The 25,603-nt window shown below is 36.0% G+C and carries 21 protein-coding genes; 8 read left to right on the top strand and 13 right to left on the bottom strand.

The window, feature by feature from the left end:
- Positions 1-33 precede the first annotated feature (33 nt).
- Positions 34-675 (top strand): Holliday junction resolvase RecU, encoded by a 642-nt coding sequence (recU, locus tag IGJ02_RS09165; protein WP_010761552.1) that lies wholly within the window; start codon positions 34-36, stop codon positions 673-675.
- Positions 665-2,995 carry a PBP1A family penicillin-binding protein gene (locus IGJ02_RS09170; RefSeq protein WP_430601789.1) on the top strand — a complete coding sequence of 777 codons (2,331 nt, stop codon included), beginning with the start codon at positions 665-667 and terminating at the stop codon, positions 2,993-2,995. The genes recU and IGJ02_RS09170 overlap by 11 nt, the downstream gene beginning before the upstream one ends.
- 58 nt (positions 2,996-3,053) lie before the next feature.
- Here IGJ02_RS09170 and IGJ02_RS09175 read toward each other — a convergent pair whose 3' ends face one another.
- The 4 genes from IGJ02_RS09175 to IGJ02_RS09190 all read right to left on the bottom strand — a co-directional run bounded on the left by IGJ02_RS09175 (position 3,054) and on the right by IGJ02_RS09190 (position 9,051).
- Positions 3,054-4,655, bottom strand: a complete 1,602-nt coding sequence (locus IGJ02_RS09175) for a CTP synthase (RefSeq protein WP_010761555.1) — start codon at positions 4,653-4,655, stop codon at positions 3,054-3,056.
- Between the two features lie 244 nt (positions 4,656-4,899).
- Positions 4,900-6,567, bottom strand: a complete 1,668-nt coding sequence (locus tag IGJ02_RS09180) for a peptide ABC transporter substrate-binding protein (RefSeq protein WP_010761556.1) — start codon at positions 6,565-6,567, stop codon at positions 4,900-4,902.
- Between the two features lie 32 nt (positions 6,568-6,599).
- Positions 6,600-7,970 (bottom strand): transglutaminase-like domain-containing protein, encoded by a 1,371-nt coding sequence (locus IGJ02_RS09185; RefSeq protein WP_010761557.1) that lies wholly within the window; start codon positions 7,968-7,970, stop codon positions 6,600-6,602.
- Between the two features lie 16 nt (positions 7,971-7,986).
- Complete coding sequence (locus IGJ02_RS09190) at positions 7,987-9,051, bottom strand: mandelate racemase/muconate lactonizing enzyme family protein (RefSeq protein WP_010761558.1); 1,065 nt, start codon at positions 9,049-9,051, stop codon at positions 7,987-7,989.
- Between the two features lie 295 nt (positions 9,052-9,346).
- Here IGJ02_RS09190 and IGJ02_RS09195 point away from each other — a divergent pair, with 295 nt between their 5' ends.
- Both IGJ02_RS09195 and IGJ02_RS09200 read left to right on the top strand, forming a co-directional pair.
- The gene (locus IGJ02_RS09195) at positions 9,347-9,913 is read left to right on the top strand and encodes a helix-turn-helix domain-containing protein (protein ID WP_010761559.1); all 567 of its coding nucleotides are present in this window, start codon (positions 9,347-9,349) and stop codon (positions 9,911-9,913) included.
- A 172-nt stretch (positions 9,914-10,085) separates the two neighbouring features.
- Positions 10,086-10,427 carry a metal-sulfur cluster assembly factor gene (locus tag IGJ02_RS09200; protein ID WP_010761560.1) on the top strand — a complete coding sequence of 114 codons (342 nt, stop codon included), beginning with the start codon at positions 10,086-10,088 and terminating at the stop codon, positions 10,425-10,427.
- Between the two features lie 70 nt (positions 10,428-10,497).
- On the opposite strand, the gene IGJ02_RS09205 is transcribed toward IGJ02_RS09200, so the two are convergent.
- The 7 genes from IGJ02_RS09205 to ppdK all read right to left on the bottom strand — a co-directional run bounded on the left by IGJ02_RS09205 (position 10,498) and on the right by ppdK (position 18,486).
- Positions 10,498-10,917, bottom strand: coding sequence for a hypothetical protein (locus IGJ02_RS09205; RefSeq protein WP_430601790.1), 420 nt, complete (start codon positions 10,915-10,917; stop codon positions 10,498-10,500).
- Positions 10,918-11,340: 423 nt separating this feature from the next.
- Entirely contained in the window at positions 11,341-11,688 is a 348-nt protein-coding gene (locus IGJ02_RS09210; protein WP_430601791.1) for an EamA family transporter, read from the bottom strand.
- The gene (locus IGJ02_RS09215; RefSeq protein ID WP_010761564.1) at positions 11,685-12,053 is read right to left on the bottom strand and encodes an EamA family transporter; all 369 of its coding nucleotides are present in this window, start codon (positions 12,051-12,053) and stop codon (positions 11,685-11,687) included. The genes IGJ02_RS09210 and IGJ02_RS09215 overlap by 4 nt, the downstream gene beginning before the upstream one ends.
- A gap of 15 nt (positions 12,054-12,068) precedes the next feature.
- On the bottom strand, positions 12,069-13,037 hold the full coding sequence (locus tag IGJ02_RS09220; RefSeq protein WP_430601792.1) for an alpha/beta hydrolase: 969 nt from the start codon (positions 13,035-13,037) through the stop codon (positions 12,069-12,071).
- A 200-nt stretch (positions 13,038-13,237) separates the two neighbouring features.
- Entirely contained in the window at positions 13,238-14,542 is a 1,305-nt protein-coding gene (lysA, locus tag IGJ02_RS09225; protein WP_430601793.1) for a diaminopimelate decarboxylase, read from the bottom strand.
- Positions 14,543-14,633: 91 nt separating this feature from the next.
- Complete coding sequence (locus IGJ02_RS09230) at positions 14,634-15,740, bottom strand: serine hydrolase domain-containing protein (RefSeq protein WP_430601794.1); 1,107 nt, start codon at positions 15,738-15,740, stop codon at positions 14,634-14,636.
- Positions 15,741-15,876: 136 nt separating this feature from the next.
- A complete protein-coding gene (ppdK, locus tag IGJ02_RS09235) occupies positions 15,877-18,486 on the bottom strand; it encodes a pyruvate, phosphate dikinase (protein ID WP_430601795.1) in 2,610 nt (869 codons plus the stop codon).
- 174 nt (positions 18,487-18,660) lie between these two features.
- Here ppdK and IGJ02_RS09240 point away from each other — a divergent pair, with 174 nt between their 5' ends.
- The 3 genes from IGJ02_RS09240 to IGJ02_RS09250 are packed head-to-tail and all read left to right on the top strand — an operon-like array spanning position 18,661 to position 22,080.
- Complete coding sequence (locus IGJ02_RS09240) at positions 18,661-19,296, top strand: helix-turn-helix transcriptional regulator (protein ID WP_010761569.1); 636 nt, start codon at positions 18,661-18,663, stop codon at positions 19,294-19,296.
- A gap of 60 nt (positions 19,297-19,356) precedes the next feature.
- A complete protein-coding gene (locus IGJ02_RS09245; RefSeq protein ID WP_430601796.1) occupies positions 19,357-20,169 on the top strand; it encodes a pyruvate, water dikinase regulatory protein in 813 nt (270 codons plus the stop codon).
- Between the two features lie 15 nt (positions 20,170-20,184).
- Positions 20,185-22,080: a fructose-1,6-bisphosphatase gene (locus IGJ02_RS09250; protein ID WP_430601797.1), complete on the top strand. Its 1,896-nt coding sequence runs from the start codon at positions 20,185-20,187 to the stop codon at positions 22,078-22,080.
- A 50-nt stretch (positions 22,081-22,130) separates the two neighbouring features.
- On the opposite strand, the gene IGJ02_RS09255 is transcribed toward IGJ02_RS09250, so the two are convergent.
- Entirely contained in the window at positions 22,131-22,790 is a 660-nt protein-coding gene (locus tag IGJ02_RS09255; protein ID WP_430601798.1) for an ABC transporter ATP-binding protein, read from the bottom strand.
- A gap of 15 nt (positions 22,791-22,805) precedes the next feature.
- Entirely contained in the window at positions 22,806-24,323 is a 1,518-nt protein-coding gene (locus IGJ02_RS09260; protein ID WP_430601799.1) for an ABC transporter permease, read from the bottom strand.
- Positions 24,324-24,633: 310 nt separating this feature from the next.
- On the opposite strand from IGJ02_RS09260, the gene IGJ02_RS09265 reads away from it, so the two are divergent.
- Positions 24,634-25,590 carry a serine hydrolase gene (locus IGJ02_RS09265; protein WP_430601800.1) on the top strand — a complete coding sequence of 319 codons (957 nt, stop codon included), beginning with the start codon at positions 24,634-24,636 and terminating at the stop codon, positions 25,588-25,590.
- Positions 25,591-25,603 lie beyond the last annotated feature (13 nt).

Below are 25,603 nucleotides of genomic sequence, written 5' to 3' on the forward strand. Positions count from 1 at the left end.
TTTGTTATAATGTTGGCTAGGAGTGTGATAGAAATGGCTTTTCATTATCCTAATGGTACTCCCTATAATAATCATGAAGCACCTAAATCAAAAAAACAAGTAAAAAAACAAAAATCAATTCAATTTGGTAAACGAGGAATGGATTTCGAAGAAGAAATCAACAAAAGCAATGCTTTTTATTTATCGCGCAATATAGCAGTCGTCCATAAAAAGCCTACCCCCGTTCAAATTGTCAAGGTTGATTACCCTAGCCGTAGCGCTGCAGTGATCAAAGAAGCTTATTTTAGACAAGCTTCTACAACCGATTATAATGGTGTCTACAACGGATATTATCTGGATTTTGAGGCTAAGGAAACAAAAAACAAAACCTCCTTTCCATTTAAAAATTTTCACCAACACCAAATCGATCATATCCAGCAATGTTTGGCGCAAAAAGGAATTTGCTTTGTTCTATTGTGGTTCTCTTCATTGAATAGATGTTTCTTTTTTAGCGGAGAGGAATTAGTAACCTATTGGTCAGAGCAAGAAAGTACTGGAAAAAAATCGTTGCCTTTATCTATTATTGAAAAAAATGGAATAGAGATCCAAATTGGCGTTGCACCTAGAGTTCCATATTTAGATGCAGTCCGGCAACATATTCAATCAAACAAAGGAGTTGCGATTAATGACAACTGATGAAATAGGATCACGTGCTGCAAGACACGGACATACTCCTGTATCTAACAGCACTGAAAACACACCGTCAAATGGCGGCAAAAAACCAAAGAAAAAACGAATCCTATTAAAAATATTTTTAGGCTTAGTTCTGCTTGGTATCTTGGGTCTTCTAGCTGGTGTAGGTTTGTTTTGGTCATATGCCAAAGATGCACCTAAATTAGAAGACGATAAACTAAGCGCAACGGTTTCGTCAAAGTTATACGATGCCAATAATGAAGTTTTTGAAGAATTAGGCGCTGAAAAACGTGAAATGATCAAACCTACAGATGTACCTCAGTTACTTAAAGATGCGGTTGTCTCAGTTGAAGATAAACGTTTTTACAAACACAGCGGTGTTGATCCGATCCGAATACTAGGTTCTGCTTTTTCAAACTTTAAAACAGGTGGTCTTCAAGGTGGTAGTACTTTGACACAGCAATTGATCAAGCTTTCTTACTTCTCCACAAAAGAAAAAGATCAAAACCTTAAAAGAAAAGCACAAGAAGCTTGGCTTGCAATGCAGTTAGAAAAAGAAAAATCAAAAGAAGAAATCTTGACCTACTATATCAATAAGGTATATATGGCTAATGGTTTATACGGTATGGAAACAGCGGCTCAAGCTTATTATGGAAAACCATTGGCTGAGTTGAGCCTTCCACAGACAGCGCTATTAGCTGGAATGCCGCAAGCACCAAATGACTATGATCCTTATGTAAAACCTGATGTCGCTAAAGAACGACGTGACGTTGTGTTATACACAATGAAAGAAAATGATAAAATCACACAAAAAGAATACGACGATGCTAAAGCGACTCCGATCGATGACGGTTTACAACCTTTAAAACAGTCTAATGAAAACCGTAAAATCGTTGATAACTATATCAGAGAAGTTATCGCTGAAGTAGAAAGTATGGGTAAAAATCCTTACACAGATGGCTTGGACATTCATACCAACCTTGATATGAACGCACAAAAACGCCTTTATGACATCATCAATAGTGATACGTATGTAGAGTATCCTGATCCAGAATTCCAAGTTGCTTCGACTGTGATCGATGTAAAAACGGGTCAAGTTAAAGCTCAAATCGGTGGTCGAAATATTCCTGATGATGTCCAACTCGGTAGTAATTTAGCAATCGAAACCGATCGCGATGTTGGATCAACGATGAAACCAATTGCAGATTACGGTCCTGCCATTGAAAACTTAAACTACTCAACCGGTCGTATTATGATGGATCAACCGACGACCTATGAAGGAACCAACATTGAAGTTACAAATGCTGATATGCAATACTATGGTGCTTTAACAATGCGTAAAGCTATCATGTATTCTCGTAACACAACGGCAATTCGAACTTTCGATGCTGTCGGTAGTGACAAATCCGCAGCGTTCCTTAAAGATTTAGGGATTGAGTTCAAAGATTTCGTTGCTGCAAATGCTATATCTAGTAATACCAGTGAACTTGGTGGTAATAAATATGGTGTTTCTTCCTTAAAATTGGCTGCGGCTTATGCGGCTTTTGCAAATATGGGTGTCTACAATAAACCTTATTACGTTAGCAAAGTAGTCTATCAAGATGGTTCAGAGGATGTAACTGAAACTGAAAGTAAACGTGCTATGAAAGACTCAACTGCTTATATGATGACTGACATGCTTAAAGATGTTATCTCTGGTGGTACGGCCTTTAATGCAGGAGTTCCGGGATTGATTCAAGCTGGTAAAACTGGAACCGCCAACTACACAGATGATGATCTAGTTAAAATAGGTGCCTCTGCATCCTCTAGCATTGCGCCTGACAGCACGTTCGTTGGTTATACACCTCATTATGCCGTTTCTGTTTGGACAGGCTATAAGCAGCGCTTAACGCCTATTCCATACGAATATTGGGGAACTGCTTCTGATGTTTACCGAGAAATGATGACTTACCTTTCAGAAGGTGTCTCTAATGATGACTGGGTTATGCCAGACAGTGTTATACGTTCTGGTAGTGAACTATATGTAAAAGGCGCTTATGAAGAACAGTTATTGCCGTCAAACACTGGTAATACAAGCTCTTCATCTTGGGAAAATCCTGTAAGTTCTGAACCAGGAACAACGAGTAGTTCGACTGTACCTTCACAAACAGAACCATCATCAACTCAACCAAGTGAGCCACCTGTTTCTTCTACTCAACAAACAGAACCGCCGGCATCAACCACGCCGACCGAGGTCTTGCCAAGCAGTGAACCGCCGCAAGAATCCTCTACACCACCTGTTATACAAAATAATGCAACTAGAAGAAGATCCTCTCCTGGCTGATATAAAAACAAAAGAGATACGATATCTAACACAGATATCGTATCTCTTAGTTTATTAATTATTGATTATTTAAAGCTGCTTCTACAAACCCCTTAATCAAATGTTGTGGTCTATTTGGTCTAGAAATCAACTCTGGATGGAATTGACAAGCAACAAAGAATTTTTTCTCTGGTAACTCAACAATCTCAACCAAACGATTGTCTGGTGAAACACCTGAAAAGACTAAGCCGTTTTCTTCAAATAATTGACGGTATTTATTATTGAACTCATAACGGTGGCGGTGACGTTCTTGAACAACTTCTTGATTATCGTAAGCAGCCGCAGTAACACTACCTTTTTTAAGTTTACAAGGATATAATCCTAAACGTAATGTTCCACCAAGATTTTCAATATTTTCTTGATCGGCCATCAAATCAATAATATTATTAAGGATTTCAGGATTGTTTTCAGCGGAACCTGCATCTTCTAGTTTTACAACGTTTCGGGCAAATTCAACGCAAGCCATTTGCATGCCTAGACAAATACCTAAGAATGGGACATCATTTTCACGAGCAAAACGAATTGCTTCAATCTTCCCTTCTACTCCACGATCACCAAATCCACCTGGTACTAGGATTCCATCAGCATCTTTTAAAATTTCTGAAACATTTTCTTCCGTTAATTCTTGTGAATCGATCCAATCGATCGCAATATCAGAATCAAACGCAAAACCAGCATGTTTCAACGCTTCAACCACTGAAAGATAAGCATCAGGAAGTTCTACATATTTCCCAACTAAGGCAATTCGAGTTGTTTTCTTCAAGCCTAATACTTTTTCTTCTAGTGCACGCCATTCCGTCATATCGGCAACTGGTGCATCTATTTTTAAATGATCACAAACGATTTGATCCATGTTTTGCGCCTGTAGTGCTAAAGGAATAGAATATAGTGTTTCTACATCACGTGACTCAATAACAGCTTCTGGTGCTACGTCACAAAATTGAGCTAATTTATTTTTTGTTCCTTGAGAAACAGGTAATTCTGTACGAACAACTAAAATATTTGGTTGAATCCCTAAGCTGCGTAGTTCTTTTACGCTATGTTGTGTTGGTTTAGTTTTCATTTCGCCGGCTGCTTTTAAGTAAGGGATCAATGTTGTATGGATGTACATCACATTATCACTGCCTACTTCTGCTTTCATCTGACGCAATGCTTCTAAAAAAGGTAGTGACTCAATGTCTCCAACCGTTCCACCAACTTCTGTGATAATGATATCAGCATCTGTCATGCTAGCTGCACGCATGATTTTATCTTTGATTTCATTTGTGATATGTGGAATAACCTGTACAGTTGCACCTAAGTATTCACCTTTACGTTCTTTTCTTAATACTTCTGAATAAATTTTTCCTGTTGTCACGTTAGAAAATTTATTTAAGTTGATATCAATAAATCGTTCATAGTGACCAAGATCCAAATCTGTTTCGGCACCATCATCTGTGACAAAAACTTCTCCGTGTTGGTAAGGACTCATTGTTCCTGGATCCACGTTGATATATGGATCAAATTTTTGAATCGTTACTTTCAAGCCGCGATTTTTTAATAAACGCCCTAAAGATGCTGCAACAATACCCTTCCCAATCGAAGAAACTACGCCGCCTGTAACAAAGATATATTTTGTCATAATATAAAAAAACCCTTTCTCAAAATAGATTTGTAGAGATGAGTAAACAACAGATCCTGTTTCTTATATCCATAAAAACAAAAGCTCCCTATCCAAAAAGAATAGGGAGCTGGAATTCGTTGTAAACTTCTGACCTTCTCAAAGGTGCCCAAGTAGTATAATACAAGCAAATCTGTTCGAGGTCAAGTATTTCTGTTAGAAGACTTTTGGTTTTTTAGTAAAGTTTTAAAGCTTCAGTCATTTATTATTTGATATACGCATTTTTGTAAGTGCTGGTTGCCCCAAAGTTGTGGTATTCGATTCCTTCAACACCAGGACGGACTAATTGTCCTCTTGCTTGTTGATATAATGGAATCAATGCTACATCTTCTTCAACTAACACTTTTTCTGCTGCAATCAATGTTTCCCAGCGTTTTTCAGGTTCATTCGCATATTTGTTCGATGCATCATCAATCAACTGATCATATTTTTCGCTGCGGTAACTTGTTTTATTTTTTGTACTGACTGAGCTTTCTAAGAACGTCATTGGATCTTGGTAATCCGGTCCCCACATGCTGACAGAAAGTTCATAGTCCCCTTTTTTCATTAGTTCGATCGAATTGTTCAAAGGAACTGTTTTTACATTGATTTTTAAGCCTGGTAAAGTTTTTTCTAATTGTCCTTGAATAAACTCTGCCACTTTCTTATCGCCATCACCATCTTTAGATAACAATTCGATCGTTACATCGCCGTTCAATTCTTTTTTAGCTTTCTCTAAATATTCGTTAGCTAATTTTTCGTCTGTTTTGACTAAGTCACCAGCTTCTTTTCTAAAATCTTCTCCTGTTTCAGGATTCGAAACGAAATCCTTTGGAATATAGCCATAAATATCTTTTGAACCATCTGCTAAAATATTTTCTACTAAACTTTTCTTATCGAGTGCATATGCAACAGCTTTACGAACATTTTCGTTTGCAAAGATCGATGGTTTGTCATTTCGTTTTTGATTCATTCTCAAAGAGTAGACTTTTGAGCGTTGAATTGCTTCATAGTCTGGATTATCTTTATTTTGTTTTGCAAAATCACCTGTAAGAATCGCGACATCTAATTCGCCCGATTCATATAGATTGAACACTGTATTTGTTTCTTTTAAAACTTCAAAGTGAATTTTTTCTGATTTCACTTTGTCTGCATCGTAGTAATTTGGATTTTGAACTAAATCCCATGACATTGATGATTGATCCCAATTTTCCATTAAGAATGGTCCATTAGAGACGATATTTTCACTTGATGTTCCATATTCTTTGCCTTTTTCTGTCACAAATTTTTCATTTTGCGGGAAAAATGGTGAAAATGCTAGTAAAGATGTGAAATAAGTTACTGGTTTTGCCATTTTGATTTCAAGTGTATAATCGTCTAAGGCTTTGACACCTAGTTCGTCTGCTGATTTTTCTTCATTTACAATCTCTGTCCCGTTTTCAATCGTACCATCCATTAAGAAAAAGTAATTAGCTTGATTTTTCGGATCAGCCATTTTTTTCCAAGCAAAAACAAAATCATTTGCTGTTACCTTGTCACCATTCGACCATTTTGCATCTTCTCTTAGCTTGATTTTATATGTTTTACCGTCTTCTGAGATTTCCGGCATTTCTTTTGCTACTGCTGGAATGACATTGTCTTTTTCATCTAATTGATAAAGTCCTTCAAATACATTGGATTGTGCATTTACACTGGGCTCATCTTGAGTAAAAATCGTGTCCATCGATCCTACTTCAGAAGCTTCCATTAAATTCAATACTTTTGATGATTTTTGACTAGTCGTGTCCTTTTTGTCTTTACTATCTGCTGTTTTATCGCTTGTATTTCCCCCGCAAGCTGATAGCAGTAGCATTGTTGTAATTAATACGATACTTTGTTTTAACCCTTTTTTCATACGTTCCACCTTTTCCTTCTCTTTTTTATTTATTACACAAGTTCTTCCATTGAAACCAACTCTTGTTTCACCTCTAAGTAAGCATAAGGAAGTCCTTGGTTTTCATATTCGAATTCTCCTCGCTGATTATCGATTGGATCTGCTCGTAAAAACTGTTTTGGTGGGTTGAAATCTGTTTGAATTTCACTATTAGCCGGCATTCTGAAAATGTCTAGATTACCAAAGTAATAATTCCAACGATCTAAATCACCATTTCTTCGTGCCCCGCCTCCAAATGATAAATCTGCGAAAACCCAGCCATAAGGTGACACGTAAAATTGTGCCCAGTCATGACATCCAGTATAGTATTGCGACACATACAAGCCTGATTGCCATTTTGCCGGGATATTTGCCATTCGGCATAACGTGATGAATAAAATAGCTTGAACGCCACAGTCCCCTTTTAAATTGACTGCAGCATACTCTGAGATGTTATCGATCGTAAAATATTCCCGCATAAAGGAATAATTGACTTTTGTCGTAATAAAATCATAGATTTTCCGTGCTTTTTTAATTGGATTCGTTTCACCCGACAAAATCTCTTCCAATAATTTCTCCAAGTATGGAGTAAAGCGAATATGCGGTAGTTCTTCACTGAGTTCAAATTCTGGTTGTAGTTCTGATGCTTTTTCTGGATCCAGCACGACATAATCAACTTGATTTGTATAACTGTATTCCACTGAAAAGACCTGATCTTCTTTCAAAACTGTTTCAAAGTAAACCGTGCGTTGCGCTTCTTTTTCTGGTGCAATAAAGGTAGCCTCTGGCGTTGTCTTTAGGATTTGAATATCAGATACTTGTTTGCAGTCTTTAGGAATTGGTAAGTATACTTTAACTATTTCTCCCGGGCGCTCATATTCTTTTTTCACTTGAATACTTGTTTTCAAATGAATTTTAACTTTTCTGCCCCCTTGTTCTTTCATTATTTGAACATTCTGGGTCAGCTCTTGCTTTCTCAAACGATCAACTTCATTGTCTTCTTTAACGATTAGTCTTGCTTCGTAATCAGCTTGTGTCTTAATTAAATTCATTAAAAAGCGACGTTGAAAATGAATTTTGCCATCAATATATAGCCAATCAACTTTTCCTGTTTCTTTTAATTCCGTTAACTCCTGCTCTTGATAATCTTTGAATGTTTCTTTCATCATCTTGTTGGCTTCAACAAAATCAAATGGATACTCATTGATTCCAACAATCCGGATAATATCTTGTTCGATTTCCAGACGTTTTCTCAACGCCTGTGGTAATTCATTAGATAATAGGTGTTCGATCAACTTTCCCGCACCATCAAAATCACCATAGTTTTTTAATTTGACTATATCTTCTGGTAATGGAACACTCATATATTTTAAATCATAATACATTTGACAAGCTCCTCTCTTATTTACTCAAACCTAAACCAGCTTTATCAGATAACGTAATTACACTTGTTGCTTCTAATCCGACACCACCTGGAATAACTACTTCATTTAATCCAAAAGTCGCATCTAAATCTGCTCTTGTAATATTTTTCGTTGCCGCAGCTAAATGTGCAGCAGCAGTCACACCAATATTCGTTTCCTCTACCATACAGCCGATCATACATTCAACTCCAGCGGCTTCACAAATACTATTGATTTTCAACGCTTCATGAATACCACCGCATTTCATTAGCTTGATATTCACAAAATCGACTGCACGCGCTTTAATCAAACGTAAAGCATCCTTTGAATTAAAACAGCTTTCATCTGACATGATTGGTGTTGATACGTTATTTGTAACAAAAGCCAATCCTTCAATATCGTAATAAGCCACTGGTTGTTCAACTAATTCAATATTGTATTGCGCTAGATGATTGATCGTATTTACAGCTTCTTTGGGTTGCCAACCTTGATTGGCATCCAGACGCAGATTTATTTGACTGCCAACTGCTTCTCTAATTGTTTTGATACGGGTAATATCTTCATCAAATCCTGTACCTACTTTGATTTTCAACGTGTCAAACCCTTGTGAGACAGCTAGTTTTGCTTTTTCAGCCATTCTTTCAGGCCTATCGATTCCAATGGTCATGTCTGTTTTAACAGATGAATCAAAACCACCTAAAAGTTTGTAAACAGGTAAATTAGCTTTTTTTCCAAATAAATCATAACATGCAATATCGATTGCAGTCTTAGCAGAAGGTGCAAGTGCCGCTACAGAATTCATAATACTATGAATTTTTTCAATATCTAATGGATCAACACCTAATAATTTCTTTTCAAATAATTGGATACATTCCGTTGTCCCTTTTAATGTCTCACCTGTAATCAGTATTCCGGGTGAGCCTTCACCATAGCCAATAATTCCTTCATCCGTTTCAATTTCAACAATTGCACTCATTGAATACTCAATCGTTCCAAGTGAAATCGTGATCGGTTCCTTTAACTTTACTGCTTTTGGTGCTACGTTGATTTTTGTTATTTTCAATTCATTTCCTCCAATGTTTAATTTAATACTTGTTTTTATACTAATTTCTAATTCTTATTAAAAAAATTAAATCCGTCCAAAGGATACAATTAACATTCTTTTTTTAATTTTGAATTAAATTTTACTTCAAAATTTGAATTATTGGTTACAATTTTAAGTTTACTCTATGTAAATGTCAACATAATAATGAGATTGTCATGTGTTTTTTTTAATTGAAATTCAAGTGCTTGTAATTTTGTAACGAATTCGAGATAATATGATTGAAAAAAGGACTCTATGCAAAGGACGGCTGCCGATGGAATTTAGAAAAATCAAGAATTTACGGAAAGAAAAAAAGATTACATTAACTGAACTAGGAGAAAAGACCGGCTATTCCGCCAGTTTCTTATCACAAATCGAACGTGGGACTAATCGACCATCCCTTGAAGCTCTAAGAAAAATCGCTGATTCTTTAGATGTCACGGTTGCTTATCTTTTAGCCAATGAGGCACCGCAAGTGATACAAGATGGTGAAACTTCTGAAAATGGCTATAAAGTGATTCGTAACTCCTCTGGTACGATTTATAATCCGTGGCAGACGAACTCTACTTATTATGATACTTTGTTCAATTTACCTGTACATACTAACAATATGGTCATTTCAAAAATTTATATTGATGCTCAATCATCATCCAGCGGTAGAAAAATTGCTCATAATCTTTGTGAAATTAATTACGTTTTAAAAGGTGAAGCAACGATTGAGTTGAAAGATGAAGTGCTTATTTTGCATGAAGGAGATGCGATATTTTTAGAAGCGTTTACCCAACATAATATTCTCAACGCTACTGAAAACGAGTTGATGTTATTCACCTTACAATTTTAGCTCACGGCCTACTACTATCCCTTTTCAATACTAGGTCATTGAAAAAGATTCTCATTTACAAAGCCTTTAAAAAAAGGTATTATATGAAAAGAACAAACTGTAAAGGAGTGCCGTTGTTGCAATAATTTTTTTAATAATGATAACGGACGACTACTAAAAAGGAGTAGATACAATGACTGAAACAAATCAAGAATGGTCTGCTGAAGAGATTGAAGATATCAAAGAACAGATTTTAACCGCTCTAGAAACAGTGATCGACCCTGAACTTGGAATCGACATCGTAAACTTAGGATTAATTTATGAAGTTGACTTCGCACAAAACGGCGATACTGTCATCAAGATGACTTTAACTACTATGGGTTGCCCATTAGCTGATGTTCTTACTGAGCAGATTCATGAAGCGTTAAAAGAGATTCCTGAAGTAAAAAATCCAGAAGTAAAATTGGTCTGGTATCCCGCTTGGACGACTGATAAAATGTCACGTTATGCTAGGATTGCTTTGGGTATTCGTTAATTTAATAAAAATATATTCTAGCCGCTATTTGAATACATAGCGGCTAGAATTTTTCACTCTCACCCAACTTTTATATTTCTATTTGCCAGTTACCATCAGCTTGAATTTCTAGAATATAATTATCTGCATCTTTTGGAATCTTGACAATCCTTTTCCCAGAATATTTCCCCACTTTATCGACTAAAGTTGCTACGGTATCGCCATTGCTGTCCAACATTTTTACCGTAAATTTGGCTTTTCCCTCATACATAAGTGACACAACTACTGGTCCTTTTTTAAAAGCCAAGTTTGGAATGATTTCATCCCCTGTACCCGTTTTTGATATAAGAGTACCACTAGTTTTGTCATCTAAGTTACTTTCACTACTGTAACTGCCTTTAGCCCCCACTCCATAATTGTCGTCTCTAGCACTTTGCGGACTGTTACATTCAATTTTGCAGCCAGTCAATAAAAACAAGCAAAAAAACACTAAACCGATCGTTCTTTTCATCATTTTCCTCCTTACATCCTCACGATGACACAACCTGATAAAAGTACCAATATTATTATAAAAAATAGTATAATTTTGATTTTTTTATTCACTCTTTTCCCTCCTTAAAAACCTAATTTTTATTTAAGTATATAAGTTTCTAAGCATTGCAACCTTTTAAAAATCTCCCAATTTGTTGAAAAAAAAGCATTACTGCAGTTGCTCTTCAAAAGAACAACTGCAGTAATGCTTGCTAGTGATTTTATCTATTTTTTCTTTGCTTTCAATACTGCATTCAACATGATAACTCCTGTCACGATCGTTGTTACTGCCTGCAATAATTTGATTTTATCAATTCCTTTTGATTTCACGGTCATAGTAACCCCTCCTGTTGTTTATAAATCTATAGTACAACTAGAATGATTTCATTACCAATGAGACGCTTTATTGGCTGATAATAAAAACACCAATAATAATCAAAATTACTGCTAAAACTTTTCGAACAGTCAGCTTTTCTTTAAAAATAAAATAACTAATAATAACGGTCCAAACATACGTTAATGATGTCATTGGAAAAGCAATTGAATAGTCCAAAAATTTTAATAAAACAATATTGGTTACCGCACTTAAAATGTATAAGAACGAACCTAAATAAATCCAACCATTCATCAATACCAACTTAAGACTTAATTGCGGAAGATCATTCATTCCTTTTTTCAAAGCCAAAGCACCGGCACTTCCGGAAAAAGTCGTAATCACCAGAATCGTCAGAATCGCTGCGTAATTGATCATACAGTCTCCTCATTTCCTTCGATACCTAAAAGGATCGAACCTGCAATAATGAAGGCAGTTCCTAATAATTTATACCAAGTGATACTTTCGTTTAAAAATAATGCCCCTAAAACAATCGACAACGCAAACCCCAAACTCATCATCGGTTGTAAAATAGAGACTTCACCATATCGAAAAGCAGCCATCATAAAAAACATTCCTGCTCCTGCTGCTAAAAAACCAACTGCATAAAGGACGATTGCATAAGTACCAGCGCCATCGGCACCAAATTTCCATGCTAATTGTCCCACACTACTCAAAGTAGCTGCAATCAAAATCAATACAATTCCTAAACTTAACTTCTGTTGTTTATTTTTAGCGTCCATATGATTTCCCCTTTCTTAACAATAACGATGAACAAATTCAAAAACAGTGTCAAAATAATGCTCCGGTTCATAAATAAATGAAGACAGATGGGGAGCATTTTCGACGATCAAACTTTCTTTTACGCCATTGGTTGCTTCCATATTATCGTAAATCATTTGATGAGGAACAAACTTATCTCCTGTACCATGAATAAACAACGTTGGCAAATTATTTTTAGCCAACTGAGCAACTGAAGAAGCCTCTTTCAGAGAGTAACCTACTTTCTTTTTGGCCAAACTGTCAGCAATCGTCAGTATAGGAAATGCTGGTAATTTAAATGCAGATTGTAACATAGCTCCAAACTCATCGTAGACAGAGGAATAACCACAATCTACAACTAAGCCTTTAATATTATCTGGTAATGCTTCACCGCTTGTCATCATTACCGTTGCCGCGCCCATTGATCCACCAAACAGAATAATTTCAGCTGATGGTTCAATTGTCAGCACTTCATTGATCCATTTCAATAAGTCAAAACGATCCAACCAACCCATTCCTATGATATTCCCTGTGCTTTTGCCATGTGCTCTTAGATCAGGAACTAAAATATTATATTGTTGCTCAGAAAACTTAGATGCAACAAAAGCCATGTCACGCTTGCCGTATGAACGATAACCGTGAACACAGATCACCCATTTTTTGCTATCAGGATGCGAGACGATCAATCGACTATATAATTTTTCTCCATCAGTTTCTACCCAATAATCTTGAGCGAATGCTTGGTGCCAAAACACATCACCTTGTTGATTTTGTTGCTCTTCGGTAAGGTCATACTGAGATTTCCCCTTATTGAAATTATCTGGATTCATCATTTTATGACCTGTCTTGTCATACCAATTATTATCTCTGAAAAGTGCCACATTCAGGAAAAAGTTTGCAGCATAAAAGGAAACTGCAATAATCAAAAGCAACACAATAATTACGATCAATAAAAGCCACTTCAATAGCGACACCTCAATTCTAAAAATTTGATTCCTTATTTAATTATACTCTTATTTAAGAAAAAAAGTTATGGATGTACTCAAAACAAAAATGATCGGGATATCACTCTTTGAGCCATACCCCAATCACATGAAATCCATATAGACAGTGACGCGCAGAAATAGTCTGTTCCAGATAATCTTCTGTCACATCTTAAAATTGCTTATCCTTCACAATCCAATGAAATTAAGTCTTCATAAGTCTCGCGACGAATCACTAATTTATCCTGTCCATTTTCTACAAAAACAACAGCAGGTTTTAAATTACGATTATAGTTATTTGCCATTGAATAGCCGTATGCGCCTGTACTTGTCATAGCAAATAGATCCTCTGGCTCCATCGGTGGTAACTCGATATTTTTAATTAAAATATCCCCCGATTCACAATATTTACCGACAATTCTCATTTCTTCAGGCGTCTCTGCGCTGATTCTGTTTGCTAAAAATCCATCATAAACCGCATCATACAAAGCTGGGCGAATATTATCACCCATTCCTCCATCTACTGATATGTAATGACGTACATCTGGAATGACTTTTTGTGAACCAACTGTATAAATCGTTGTTCCTGCTTCGGCGATAATACTACGACCAGGTTCGATCCAAATTTCTGGAAATGTGTAATCCAACAATTCACATTGACCTTTTACCGCGTTTACGATAGCTTTAACAAATAGTTCAGGTTCTAATGGATCATCTGTCTCAGTATACTGCACACCAAAACCGCCGCCCATATTTAAAACATCTACAGTATAATCAAACATTTTTTTCCATTCATTTAAAATCAGCAACATTTTCTCGACAGCTGCTAAAAACCCTTCTGCAGAGAAAATTTGTGACCCAATATGACAATGTGCTCCTTTTAGGACTAAATGTTCATCTGCCAAGATTTTTTCTAGCGCTTGCGTCGCCTGCCCACTATTTACATCGAAACCAAACTTAGAATCTACTTGTCCGGTTAAAATATACTCATGAGTTTCAGCATCCACGCCTGGTGTAATACGAAACATGACGTTTTGCTTTTTGCCAGTTTCTTTTAAAACAGCACTTAATAAGTCGATTTCATAAAAATTATCGATAATGATTGTCCCTACCCCCTGCTCAACAGCGTAGGTCAGTTCTTCTTTAGTCTTATTATTTCCATGAAATTCGATATTTTCAGGTGACATACCACCTTTGATTGCCGTGTAGATTTCACCAGCAGAAACTACATCACAACCCAGCTCTTCTTCTTCTAAAAGTTTATACATTGCTAAACAGCAAAATGCTTTACTTGCGTATATTACCTTATTTTTTACTCCTAAAGAGTTGAATGTTTGTTTAAATCCTCTTGCACGCGCTCTGATATGGGCAACATCATACACAAATAACGGTGTTCCATATTTCTCAGCTAAACGGACTGTATCACATCCGCCAATCGTTAAATGCTCTTGTTCATTAAATTCCGCCGTTCCAAATAATAGTGGCATCTCTTCACCTTCTTCAATTGATTTATTAAAAATAATAGCATAAAAATGAAAAACTTCCTATCTATTTTTCATTATTTTCACAAACAATCATTTATACGTTTCGTAACTGATTAAATAGTTCTTCACTTAATGCTTGCATTCCATTATTTGTAGGTTGGTTTGCAAAAAGAATCACTAAATTTTGATTATCTTGATCTCCATAAATAACTGTAGCATAACCACCCAAATTACCTTCCGAGTATTTCATGTCATCGAAATAGATCATCCCAGCTTGATATCCTTCTTCCTTAACCTTTGCAAGTTGCTCATATTCGGCTTGATCAAAAAGCTGACCATTAGCTAAGCTTTGAATAAACACCCAAAAATCCTCAGTCGACATATACATGTTGCCCGCACCTAATAAACTTGAAAATAACTTCTCATTAGCTGGAGACAGATCTGCTTGATAATCTTCTTCCACATAAAAATAAGGTTCTGGAATTGTTACATCTGTAGGTAAATCATCCCAAAAATAAGTATGGCTTAAAGATAACTTATCGATCACTCTTTTTTGAATGACTTCTTCATAGGATTGTCTTGTAAGTTTAGAGATAATACCCGCTAACAAGGTATAATTACTATTTGTATAATTAAATTCTTTATTTCCTACCACAGTCAAGCTTTCTAAAACATTATCTATCTGACTTTCCTGATCTGTTAAAAGATTTTCTGGTTCCTCTTCTGCCATATAAATACCTGAATTATGATCAAGCAATTGTTGAATCGTGATTGTCTGACTCAAATCGATTTCTGGATAAAAAGTATCTAAAGTAGTATCTAATTTAAGTTTTCCTTCTTTCACTAATTCTAAAATAATCGAACCTGTGATTATTTTTTGTAAGGATGCAATTGGAAATACGCCATCTATTTCATTTGGTCGCTTATTTTGTTCATCCGCATACCCATAACTTTGTTGATAAAAAATCTGATCTTGACTCACAAGCAACGCAGCACCTTGAAAATGAGCATCTTTGATAATCTGATCGATATTTTTTTGGGTGGCAGAATTTGACATACTTCCCTTTTGGTTACTTTGTTGCTTTTCCGATAAATGTTCTATAAAAAGGCCATTTTCTTTGTTAAAAAACCAACTACTTAAAAGAATAAAAAGCAAAAGGAACATTCCTCCTGCAATTGACCATTTCCATCGCTTATTCATCTTATTCACTTCTTTCTCAATCTACTTCCAGTAAATTATAACATTTACTGAAAAAAAAGCAGACTACTAAGAAAAAGAAATTAAAAATGAACTAAAACAACACCCTACAGGCATTATTTTAGTTCATCTTTAATTTTTATTGCTCTTGTGCAATCGTCAATATAGCTGCAGGAATCCGATAAGGTGAACACGATATATAATCCACACCAATTTTTTTCAAGAAACGAATCGACTGCGGATCTCCGCCAACTTCGCCACAAACTCCGATTTTAATCGATGGATCGAATCCCCTGATTTTATCTACAGCTATTTTCATCAACGCCCCCACGCCTTCTTCGTCGATATGCTGAAATGGATCTTCTTTTAATAATTTTTTATCTTGGTAGGCCTTAATAAATTTACCCGAATCATCACGTGAAAAACCATATGTTAATTGCGTTAAATCATTCGTTCCAAAACTGAAAAAATCAGAAACCTCTGCTATTTTTTCAGCTGTTAAACACGCTCTAGGTATCTCTAACATCGTCCCTATTTTATAGGAAATGACTTGATTTGTTTTAGTAAAAATAGTTTGGATCGTTTGCTCTAAGCATTCTCTTAACCACGTCATCTCTTCTTTACTACCAATCAAAGGAATCATGATTTCTGGTACAATTTCTAATGTCGGTTCTTTTTGGGCAACCTCTATTGCACTCTCAATAATAGCCGCTACCTGCATTTCATAAATTTCAGGCGTTGTAACAGCTAGACGACACCCACGATGCCCAAGCATTGGATTTTGTTCGTGTAGTTCTTCAATACGATGCTTGATTTCGGTAGTTGTCCGCTTTGTTTCATTTGCTAAATGAATAATTTCCTCTTCTGTTTGCGGTAAAAATTCATGTAGTGGTGGATCTAGTAATCGAATGGTGCACGCTTTTCCTTTTAATAAAGTAAACATCGCTCGAAAATCATTTTTTTGGAACTCTTTTAATCGATCTAAAGGTGCTAGGAGTGATTCTTTATTTTCAGCAAGAATCATTTTACGCATTTCAACTATTCGTTCTTCTCCGAAAAACATATGCTCTGTTCTTGCTAAACCAATGCCTTGCGCTCCTAATTTCAATGCTGTTTTAATATCTGCCGGCGTTTCTGCATTGGCTTTGACACCGATACTCGCCCCTTCTTTTGCCCAGTCCGTGATTGTTTCTAATAACTGCCATTCATCTCCTTCGACGTAAGGAATACTACCAAGATAGATGGTTCCTGTTGTCCCATCAACCGAAATTGTATCCCCTTGATGCAAGATAAGATCTCCTGCCGTTGCCTGTTCTAAAAATTCATTCACATAAACTGTCTCACAACCTGCAACGCAACAAACGCCCATCCCCCGTGCAACTACAGCAGCATGAGAGGTCATTCCACCTCTAGAAGTTACGATTGCTTCACTAACTACCATACCTTCAATATCTTCTGGTGAAGTTTCTTGGCGGATCAAAATAACTTTTTCCCCTTGCTCACTCGCTTTTTTGGCTTTTTCTGCTGTGAAATAAATATTTCCACTCGCGGCCCCCGGACTTGCCGGTAGTCCTTTAGCAAAAACTACCGCATTTTTTAATTCATCTGGTTCAAAAACTGGATGAAGCAGCTGAGTGATCATCGTTGGATTAATACGTTTGATTGCTTCTTTTTTAGATATTATGCCCTCTTCAACTAATTGAATACAGACTTTGAAAGCAGATTTCGCCGTTCGTTTGCCATTTCTGGTTTGTAACAGATATAATTTTCGGTTCTCAATCGTAAACTCAATATCCTGCATGTCTTTATAATGAGACTCCAGCAAATGACCTAGTTCCAAGAACTCTTGATAAACTTCCGGCATCAATGCTTCAAGTTCACTGATTGGCTGCGGCGTCCTTATTCCTGCAACGACATCTTCCCCTTGTGCATTTAATAGAAACTCCCCAAAAATCCCTTTCTCACCAGTTGCAGGATTTCTAGTAAACGCAACACCAGTTCCACTAGCTGCCCCAAAATTACCAAAAACCATCTCTTGGATGTTGACGGCCGTTCCTAATGAGTCAGAAATATCATGCAAACGGCGATACGTAACCGCTCTACGATTGTTCCAAGAACGAAAAACTGCTTCTACAGCTAAACTCAATTGCTCATAAGGATTTTGTGGAAATGGTTGATGCGTCACTTCTAGAAAGATATCTTTATAAACCGCTACCAATTCTTGCCAATCTTCCGCTTGCATATCTGTATCCGCCAGATATCTTTTTTTTGATTTATAAAAATCAAGTTGTTCTTCGAAACGATTTTTATCAATGCCACAAACCACATCACCAAACATTTGCAGGAGTCTTCTATAACAATCAAAGGCAAAACGACCATCACCCGTTTTTTCTGTTAATCCGATTACCGTCTCATCGTTTAAACCTAAATTTAAAATCGTGTCCATCATTCCAGGCATTGAAAATTTTGACCCACTTCGTACGGAAACCAATAACGGATCTATAGCATCTCCTAATTTCTTTTGGGTTCTTTTTTCCATACTGAAAATGTGTTGGCGAATTTCTAAGTTCAGTTCAGTTGAGACATTTTCTTTCTTTTTTAAGTAATCTAAACAAGCTTCTGTTGTAATCGTAAATCCTGTTGGAACAGGTAACTTCAGTTTTGTCATTTCAGCTAAATTAGCGCCTTTACCTCCTAGTAAATCGCTTTGTTCTTTGCTACCCTCTGAAAAATCAATCACATATTTCACAAGCAAACTCTCCTTCTTGTTTTATATAGTGTATCACATTTATACAAATATGATTATATTGTGTATCATATTCATTGTCAACAAGAATTAGTATGGTTTATTTTTATTGTTGCTTTATTTTTATAAGAAATATATAATAATTAGTGTGTCACATTAAGAAAGTAGGTCGATAAAATGAAACTTACCTCAAGACAATTAGAGATCATCAAAATTGTTAAAGAAAACGAACCAATCAGCGGTGATAATATTGCCAAAACACTTGGTTTGAGTCGTGCGACCTTACGAAGCGATTTAGCGATTTTGACGATGACTGGTTTGCTTGATGCTAGACCAAAAGTTGGTTATTTTTACACAGGTCAAACAATTGAGCCTTTACTTTATGAAAAATTATACAAAAAAACGGTAGCGGATATTATGTTGCCACCTATACTTATCCATCAAAGTACAACGGTTTATGATGCCGTGACAAATTTATTTATGTACGATGTCGGTTCTTTATATGTAAAAGATGACAACGATGAATTGAACGGTGTTTTATCACGCAAAGACTTACTACGAGCAGCTATTAGTAATCCTAATACCGAAAAAACACCTGTTGCGATGATCATGAGTCGTATGCCAAACATCGTCACGATCACTCGTGACCGTACGATTTTAGAAGCTGGCGGTCTATTGATGCAACACAACATCGATACCTTACCCGTTGTAGAAATTGACCAGCCAAAAAAAGTGATCGGAAAAGTGACCAAAACCCGAATGATGTCTTACTTTATTAATGCCGGTAATGACATTGATAAAGAAAATTATTGATAATCAGAGATAATGAAACGAAAAAAAAAACAAACCTTCAAAAACTAGGAGAGTGTACTCATGCAAAAAGACAAAATCAAAATTTATTTAGTATCAGATTCAGTTGGAGAGACCGCACAAAAAATTATTTCAGCAGTCTCCGCCCAATACCCAAGTATTGATATGAGCGATATCCAACGATTTCCATTCATTACCGATGAAGAATTATTGCAGCCTATTTTGAGAGATGCTTTACATGACAAAGCTGTTGTTGTGACAACATTAGTGAATAAAAAGCTAGTGACTTTAGTAAAGGATTTCGCAAACCGAACTGGCTTACAATACGTCGATTATATGAGCCCATTAAGCGAAATCGTTGAAGGGACTTTTGGTATTCAACCTTTACAAGAACCAGGTGCGATCCACAAGTTGAATGAGCAGTATTTTAGTCGTGTTTCAGCAATTGAATTTGCCGTTAGATATGATGATGGTAAAGATTCCAAAGGTTTCTTAGAAGCTGATTATGTATTATTAGGCGTTTCACGTACATCTAAAACACCGTTAAGCATGTATATGGCCAACCGGAATCATAAAGTTGCAAATTTACCTTTGATTCCAGAAGTTTCTTTACCTGCCGAATTAGATCAGATCGATCCTAAAAAAATCATCGGTCTAACAACAAGTATTGAGAGTTTAATGGATATTCGTAAATCCCGTTTACATTCATTGGGATTAAAAGAAGATTCGGCTTACACAAATGCCGATCGTATTCAAGAGGAATTAGATTATGCCAATAGTGTTTTTGAAAAATATAATGCATTAGTGATCGATGTCGAAAAGAAATCAATCGAAGAAACAACAACGATCATCGAAGATTTGGCCCAAAATAAATAGTGAGGAGTCCTCTAGATGAGTAACAATCAATCCAATGAGCTGATTGCCGAAATTATAAATTTGGAAGCCATTTTAAATTTGCCTAAGGGAACTGAACATTTCATCAGTGATCTTCATGGAGAATTTGAAGCATTCAACCATATTTTAAGAAACGGTTCAGGAAGTATTCGTGATAAAGTTTACACACTTTTTAGCCAAGAACTTTCTGCAGAACAAATGGATGAATTATGTTTTTTGATTTATTATCCTGAAGAAAAAATGCACGTTTTAAAGCAGCAACAGTTATTGTCTCAACATTGGTGGTTTCAAACAATTGAACATTTGTTGGTTATTGTCCGTTTTTCGTCAAGTAAGTATACGCGTTCCAAAGTTCGTAAAGCTTTACCAAAAACGTATGCATATATTTTAGAAGAATTGATTTATCAGTATGACGAAACCACCGATAAAAAAGCTTATTATCGGCAAATTATCCAAAAAATCATCGAACTTGATGAAGCTGAACGTTTTATAACTGATTTAGCTTATTTGATTCAGCGGTTCGTAATCGATCATCTTCATGTGATCGGAGATATTTATGATCGCGGGCCTCATCCTGATAAAATTATGGATTCTTTGATTGGCTATCATTCTCTTGATATCCAATGGGGCAATCATGATATTATTTGGTTAGGCGCTGTGAGTGGATCAAAGGCTTGTTTAGCAAATGTTCTACGAATCTGTTCTCGCTATGGGAATCTTGACCTTTTGGAAGAGGCTTATGGGATTGATTTAGATCATTTGAAAAATTTCAGTCGCAAAACATATCAAGAAAATATGCATTTTATCCCTAAGAAGAACCCGTATAGAACGCTTTCGATAACCGAAATAACGGATGCAATGAAAATTCAACAAGCAATGGCAATCATCCAAGAAAAGTTAGAAGGGCAACTCATTAAACGTCGTCCAGAATTTCAAATGACCCATCGACTTTTACTAGATAAAATTAATAACAATCAACTTGTAATAGGCGATCAGCCGTATAACTTGATCAATACATGTTTTCAAACAATCGATTGGTCTGATCCTTATCAACTAACAGACGATGAAGCATTCGTCCTAACTGATCTAATGCAGCAATTTCAACACTCACAAAAGTTAAATCAGCATATGGCTTTTCTTATTGAAAAAGGCTCTCTTTACCTTTCTTACAATCACAACTTACTGATCCACGGCTGTATTCCACTCAATGAAGATGGCTCTTTTCAATCTGTGGACTTTAATGGAAAAAAATATGCTGGTAAAAACTTGCTCGATTTTTTTGAAGCAAACATCAAACAAGCTTTTGCAAAACCATGGCAGACTGAAGATTTTTCAACTGATATTGTTTGGTATTTATGGTGTGGTGAAAGTTCTTCTCTTTTTGGTAAAAAAGCGATGAAAACATTTGAACGCTATTTTATTCAAGAATCAGAAACTCATGTGGAAGAAAAAAATGCCTATTATGAATTAAGAAACAGTTCTGACGTTTGCCAACATATTTTGAAGGCTTTTGCTCTTAATGAAATTGATGCTCATATTATCAATGGCCACACTCCTGTAAAATTGCTCAAAGGAGAATCTCCAATCAAAGCTGACGGCAAAATGATTGTCATAGATGGTGGTTTTTCACGTGCTTATCAAAAAGTAACTGGAATTGGTGGATATACACTTTTATATAATTCTTTTGGTATGCAACTGGCTGCTCATAAACCTTTTTCAGATAAAGAAACAGCAATCAAAAAAAATGATGATATCATTTCCACACGACAAATCGTCGATCGTCAGTTGAAACGATTAAAAGTCAAAGATACAACGATTGGTGCCTCGTTGATCAATGATACTCGAACATTAAAACAACAATTAGAAAATAACAGCCATTTTTTTTCCAATTAAAAAAGATAAGAACGAAGATGCACTAATTTTTTGCACCTTCGTTCTTATTTTTATTTGATCAATTCAAATGCTTGATTTTTCAACTCATAAACTTCATCGCACGCTTTTGCTACTTCCTGTTCATGGGTCACGATGATAATACACTTTTGCTGATCACGTGCTACTTTTTGAAACAATTGAACAATATCTTTTGATGTTTTTTCATCTAAATTTCCTGTTGGCTCATCTGCTACGATCAGTTCATGATCACAACAAAGTGCCCTGACGATTGCTACGCGTTGCTGCTGTCCTCCTGATAACTGAGTCACATTCTTCTTAGCCAGCATTTCGTCGATCCCAACTTTCACTAAATTTTCTAATGCATACGCTTTTTTATCCGCTTGTTTTGAGTTGGATATTGCCATCGCAGTTAAAACATTATCTAACGCCGACATATATGGTAGTAAATTATATGCTTGAAAAATAATGGAGACATCGTTTTTCCGGTAATTTCTGAGACCTATTTTAGTGAGTGCATCCCCATTATATAGAATAGACCCCGTTTTAGGTACATCTAAGCCTGCGATCAATGAGAGAAATGTCGTCTTACCAGAACCGCTTGCTCCTAAAATAGCATACATCTTTCCGCCTTGAAATTCTAAATTTACATTTTTATAAAGATAGTCCTGCTCATTTTTATACCAATAGCCTACTTCTTCTGTTTGTAACATCGCATGTCCTCTTTTCTAAGTCGTTAAGATTTTTTTGGGTTGTAGTCTTAAAATTCCGCTGGATGATAATATGATGGACAAGAAGCTGATTAAAAGTCCTAGTCCAGCTACTATTGCGATTTCCTTTGGCTGAACAGAGATATTTAACTCTTCGATTGCTTTTGCTGTTCCCTGAGAGCTTGCTCCGAGTCTATTCATGCTACCTCCTCCAGGTACGCCTTGTCGTTCGCTTCCTCTGTCCCCGTTTTCCGTTGGTTGACCTTGATTATTTGTAGATTGCGAAACGGACTCTGTTTGTTGGGTAATCAATTGCTCCCCAACTACATTTCCTACAATATTTCCACTAAAGGTAGCAATCACTAACGCAACAAACATACAAATAATGATTTCACTGAAAAATTGTAAAACGACTTTGAAACGCGATTCTCCAAGTGACAATAATACGCCAATTTCATAGCGGCGTTCTCTGATCATCATCATTACAATCAAAGTCAAGATGATCACCCCAGCAATTGCCACTAAGATAACAATATTTTTGGCAAAGCTTGCAACATTATTCAAAGGTTGTAGCATTTGTTGATACGCTTGATCATTAGTTTGTAAACTAAAGTTTTCTGTATCAATCAATTTTTCTGCCTCTTTAACAAATGTATCCATTTGTTTTGGATCAGCCAATGTGTAAGAAGCTGAATCAATGGTATCTTTTGCGTCATCGCCTTTTAATGTATTCGCAAATGTATAAGATGTATATAACGTATTGGCTGGATTCAAGAAATTAAACATCATCCCCATGCTATTACCGTTTTCAGAAGTTTTATAAATTCCTTTGATCGTTAACTCATATGTTTTTGTGTCATCTTCCGGATCTGTTACCTTGAATGTGTCCCCAACTTTTAACTCATTTGCATCTGCCAATGTTTGCTCGATTACCACGTTATTCGTCTCTTTATCTGAAGCATTGATTACTTCACCACTTGTAATTTCAGCCGTACCATCAGAAAAGTCACTCGACATAGATAACTCCATCACACCACTTACCTGAAAATCACTTTGCTTTATATCAGACATTGGACCACTGCCCATTCTTCCAACCGCTTGAGGTTCACCTTGTGTTCCATCACTCGCTGTTGATCCTGTTGTGGTCTCACTTTCCGATTCAGTAGAAATCGGTGTAATGCCATCACTTGCTCCAGCATAGGATGAAGATAAAAATGAATACGACTTCACATTAGCTAAATCTGCGATCTTTTGCGCATCTGCTAATGAAACGGGAGTTAAACTAAAACTGCTTGGATCTGGTTTTTCACCCGTACTCCCTTCTTGATTTTTTTTCATCGCTGCTTCTCGATTAGCGGATAGTGTAACTGTCGCACCTACACTCTTTTTGGCATTTTCTGTCGCAGTCAACGCAGCACTTTGAATCGTTAAACCAGCTAAAACAAAAATCAAAATAGCTGAAAAGACAGCACATAATAAAAATGTTCGACCTTTTTTGCTCTTCATACTTAACATTGCACGTTTGATAAAATCCATCTACTTCCTCCTATTTACGTAACAACATTCCGACTTTGCTACATTCTGAACTTTCAGTGTTACGCGTCGTTTCTTACAGTCCTCCGCGCAACATCATTTGTAAACTGCTATTACTTTATTCCACTTACCTTAAACAAACCTTAAAGCATACTTTCATCGTTTTATTCTCAATTCTCACTGTATCCTACCTTGCAAATCTATAGAAAAAGTGATTAAATGGTTGTGGTCGTATTTTTTAGTTATACTTTTTATGATTATATTTTGATAAGATCATTACAATTTTATTTTTTTTGAAAGGAACGAAAAGTATTTGGAAAAAAAGAAAATGACTCTATATGGGATGATTTTCTCTATTTGTTTCTTTTTAATTGTTTCGTTCTTTTTTTCTACACACACTGTAGATTACGCAAACGAAACTGAAACGAGTGAAAAAATGTCTGTTCCAATAAAAACTGCATCCTCTTCTACAGATAAAAAACCTAAACCAAAAGAAACTGAAAGTCCAGAACTGACAGCTTTTTATCATAAAATCGAACAAACAATGACAGCTACTTCAAAAAACTTTAACGGTGATGTTGGGATAACTTACGTGGATTTAACTACTGGAAAACAAATCTCAGTTAATGGAACCAAAGAATTCTATAGCGCTAGCACGATCAAGGTACCTTTAGCTATGATGGTCGCTGACAAAGTTCAGGCTGGCGGTTTAAAATGGGACGATCAGCTTACTTTTAATGAAAAAGAAGATTACGAAGATGGTACGGGGATTATTATCAATGATATTCAGCCAACGTATTCATTAAGAACGTTACAAGAATACAACATTATTTATTCAGATAACATTGCTAAGAATATGTTGTATGATACTTTTGGCGGAGATGTAGAAGCTAAAAAAGCTCTGTATGCTCATTTTTTTCAGAAAGAAACTGATTGGGACGATGCAAAATTAACTTCTGAAGATGCTGCAAAAATTCTCAAGATTTTATATGAAGAAAAATCCACTAATCAAGAATATCAAAAGATTTATGAATATATGAAAAATACCGTTTTCCATGAACGGATGGATACGCCGACCACATCAGGAAAAGTCGCACATAAGATCGGTTCATATGCTGGTTTCCTGCATGATATTGGAATTTTAGAAACAGAGCATCCTTTCATTTTGACCGTGTTTACAAATGGCCAAACGGATGCAGGTATTCCATTTATCTCAAATCTTACAGATCAATTATGGGCTGTGCAAAGTCATGACTATCCTAAAAAATAGAGAAAAGATATCG

It is taken from the genome of Enterococcus sp. DIV0724b (assembly GCF_050531475.1).
Classification (GTDB): domain Bacteria; phylum Bacillota; class Bacilli; order Lactobacillales; family Enterococcaceae; genus Enterococcus_L; species Enterococcus_L haemoperoxidus.

Excerpts from the sequence above, each read along its gene's own strand:
- IGJ02_RS09245 (WP_430601796.1), top strand. The coding sequence starts at position 19,357 with ATGCAAAAAGACAAAATCAAAATTTATTTAGTATCAGATTCAGTTGGA.
- IGJ02_RS09180 (WP_010761556.1), bottom strand. The coding sequence starts at position 6,567 with ATGAAAAAAGGGTTAAAACAAAGTATCGTATTAATTACAACAATGCTA.
- IGJ02_RS09175 (WP_010761555.1), bottom strand. The coding sequence starts at position 4,655 with ATGACAAAATATATCTTTGTTACAGGCGGCGTAGTTTCTTCGATTGGG.
- IGJ02_RS09205 (WP_430601790.1), bottom strand. The coding sequence starts at position 10,917 with ATGAAAAGAACGATCGGTTTAGTGTTTTTTTGCTTGTTTTTATTGACT.
- IGJ02_RS09200 (WP_010761560.1), top strand. The coding sequence starts at position 10,086 with ATGACTGAAACAAATCAAGAATGGTCTGCTGAAGAGATTGAAGATATC.
- recU (WP_010761552.1), top strand. The coding sequence starts at position 34 with ATGGCTTTTCATTATCCTAATGGTACTCCCTATAATAATCATGAAGCA.
- IGJ02_RS09255 (WP_430601798.1), bottom strand. The coding sequence starts at position 22,790 with ATGTTACAAACAGAAGAAGTAGGCTATTGGTATAAAAATGAGCAGGAC.
- IGJ02_RS09260 (WP_430601799.1), bottom strand. The coding sequence starts at position 24,323 with ATGGATTTTATCAAACGTGCAATGTTAAGTATGAAGAGCAAAAAAGGT.
- IGJ02_RS09170 (WP_430601789.1), top strand. The coding sequence starts at position 665 with ATGACAACTGATGAAATAGGATCACGTGCTGCAAGACACGGACATACT.
- IGJ02_RS09250 (WP_430601797.1), top strand. The coding sequence starts at position 20,185 with ATGAGTAACAATCAATCCAATGAGCTGATTGCCGAAATTATAAATTTG.
- IGJ02_RS09185 (WP_010761557.1), bottom strand. The coding sequence starts at position 7,970 with ATGTATTATGATTTAAAATATATGAGTGTTCCATTACCAGAAGATATA.
- lysA (WP_430601793.1), bottom strand. The coding sequence starts at position 14,542 with ATGCCACTATTATTTGGAACGGCGGAATTTAATGAACAAGAGCATTTA.
- IGJ02_RS09230 (WP_430601794.1), bottom strand. The coding sequence starts at position 15,740 with ATGAATAAGCGATGGAAATGGTCAATTGCAGGAGGAATGTTCCTTTTG.
- IGJ02_RS09240 (WP_010761569.1), top strand. The coding sequence starts at position 18,661 with ATGAAACTTACCTCAAGACAATTAGAGATCATCAAAATTGTTAAAGAA.
- IGJ02_RS09215 (WP_010761564.1), bottom strand. The coding sequence starts at position 12,053 with ATGGACGCTAAAAATAAACAACAGAAGTTAAGTTTAGGAATTGTATTG.
- IGJ02_RS09210 (WP_430601791.1), bottom strand. The coding sequence starts at position 11,688 with ATGATCAATTACGCAGCGATTCTGACGATTCTGGTGATTACGACTTTT.
- IGJ02_RS09195 (WP_010761559.1), top strand. The coding sequence starts at position 9,347 with ATGGAATTTAGAAAAATCAAGAATTTACGGAAAGAAAAAAAGATTACA.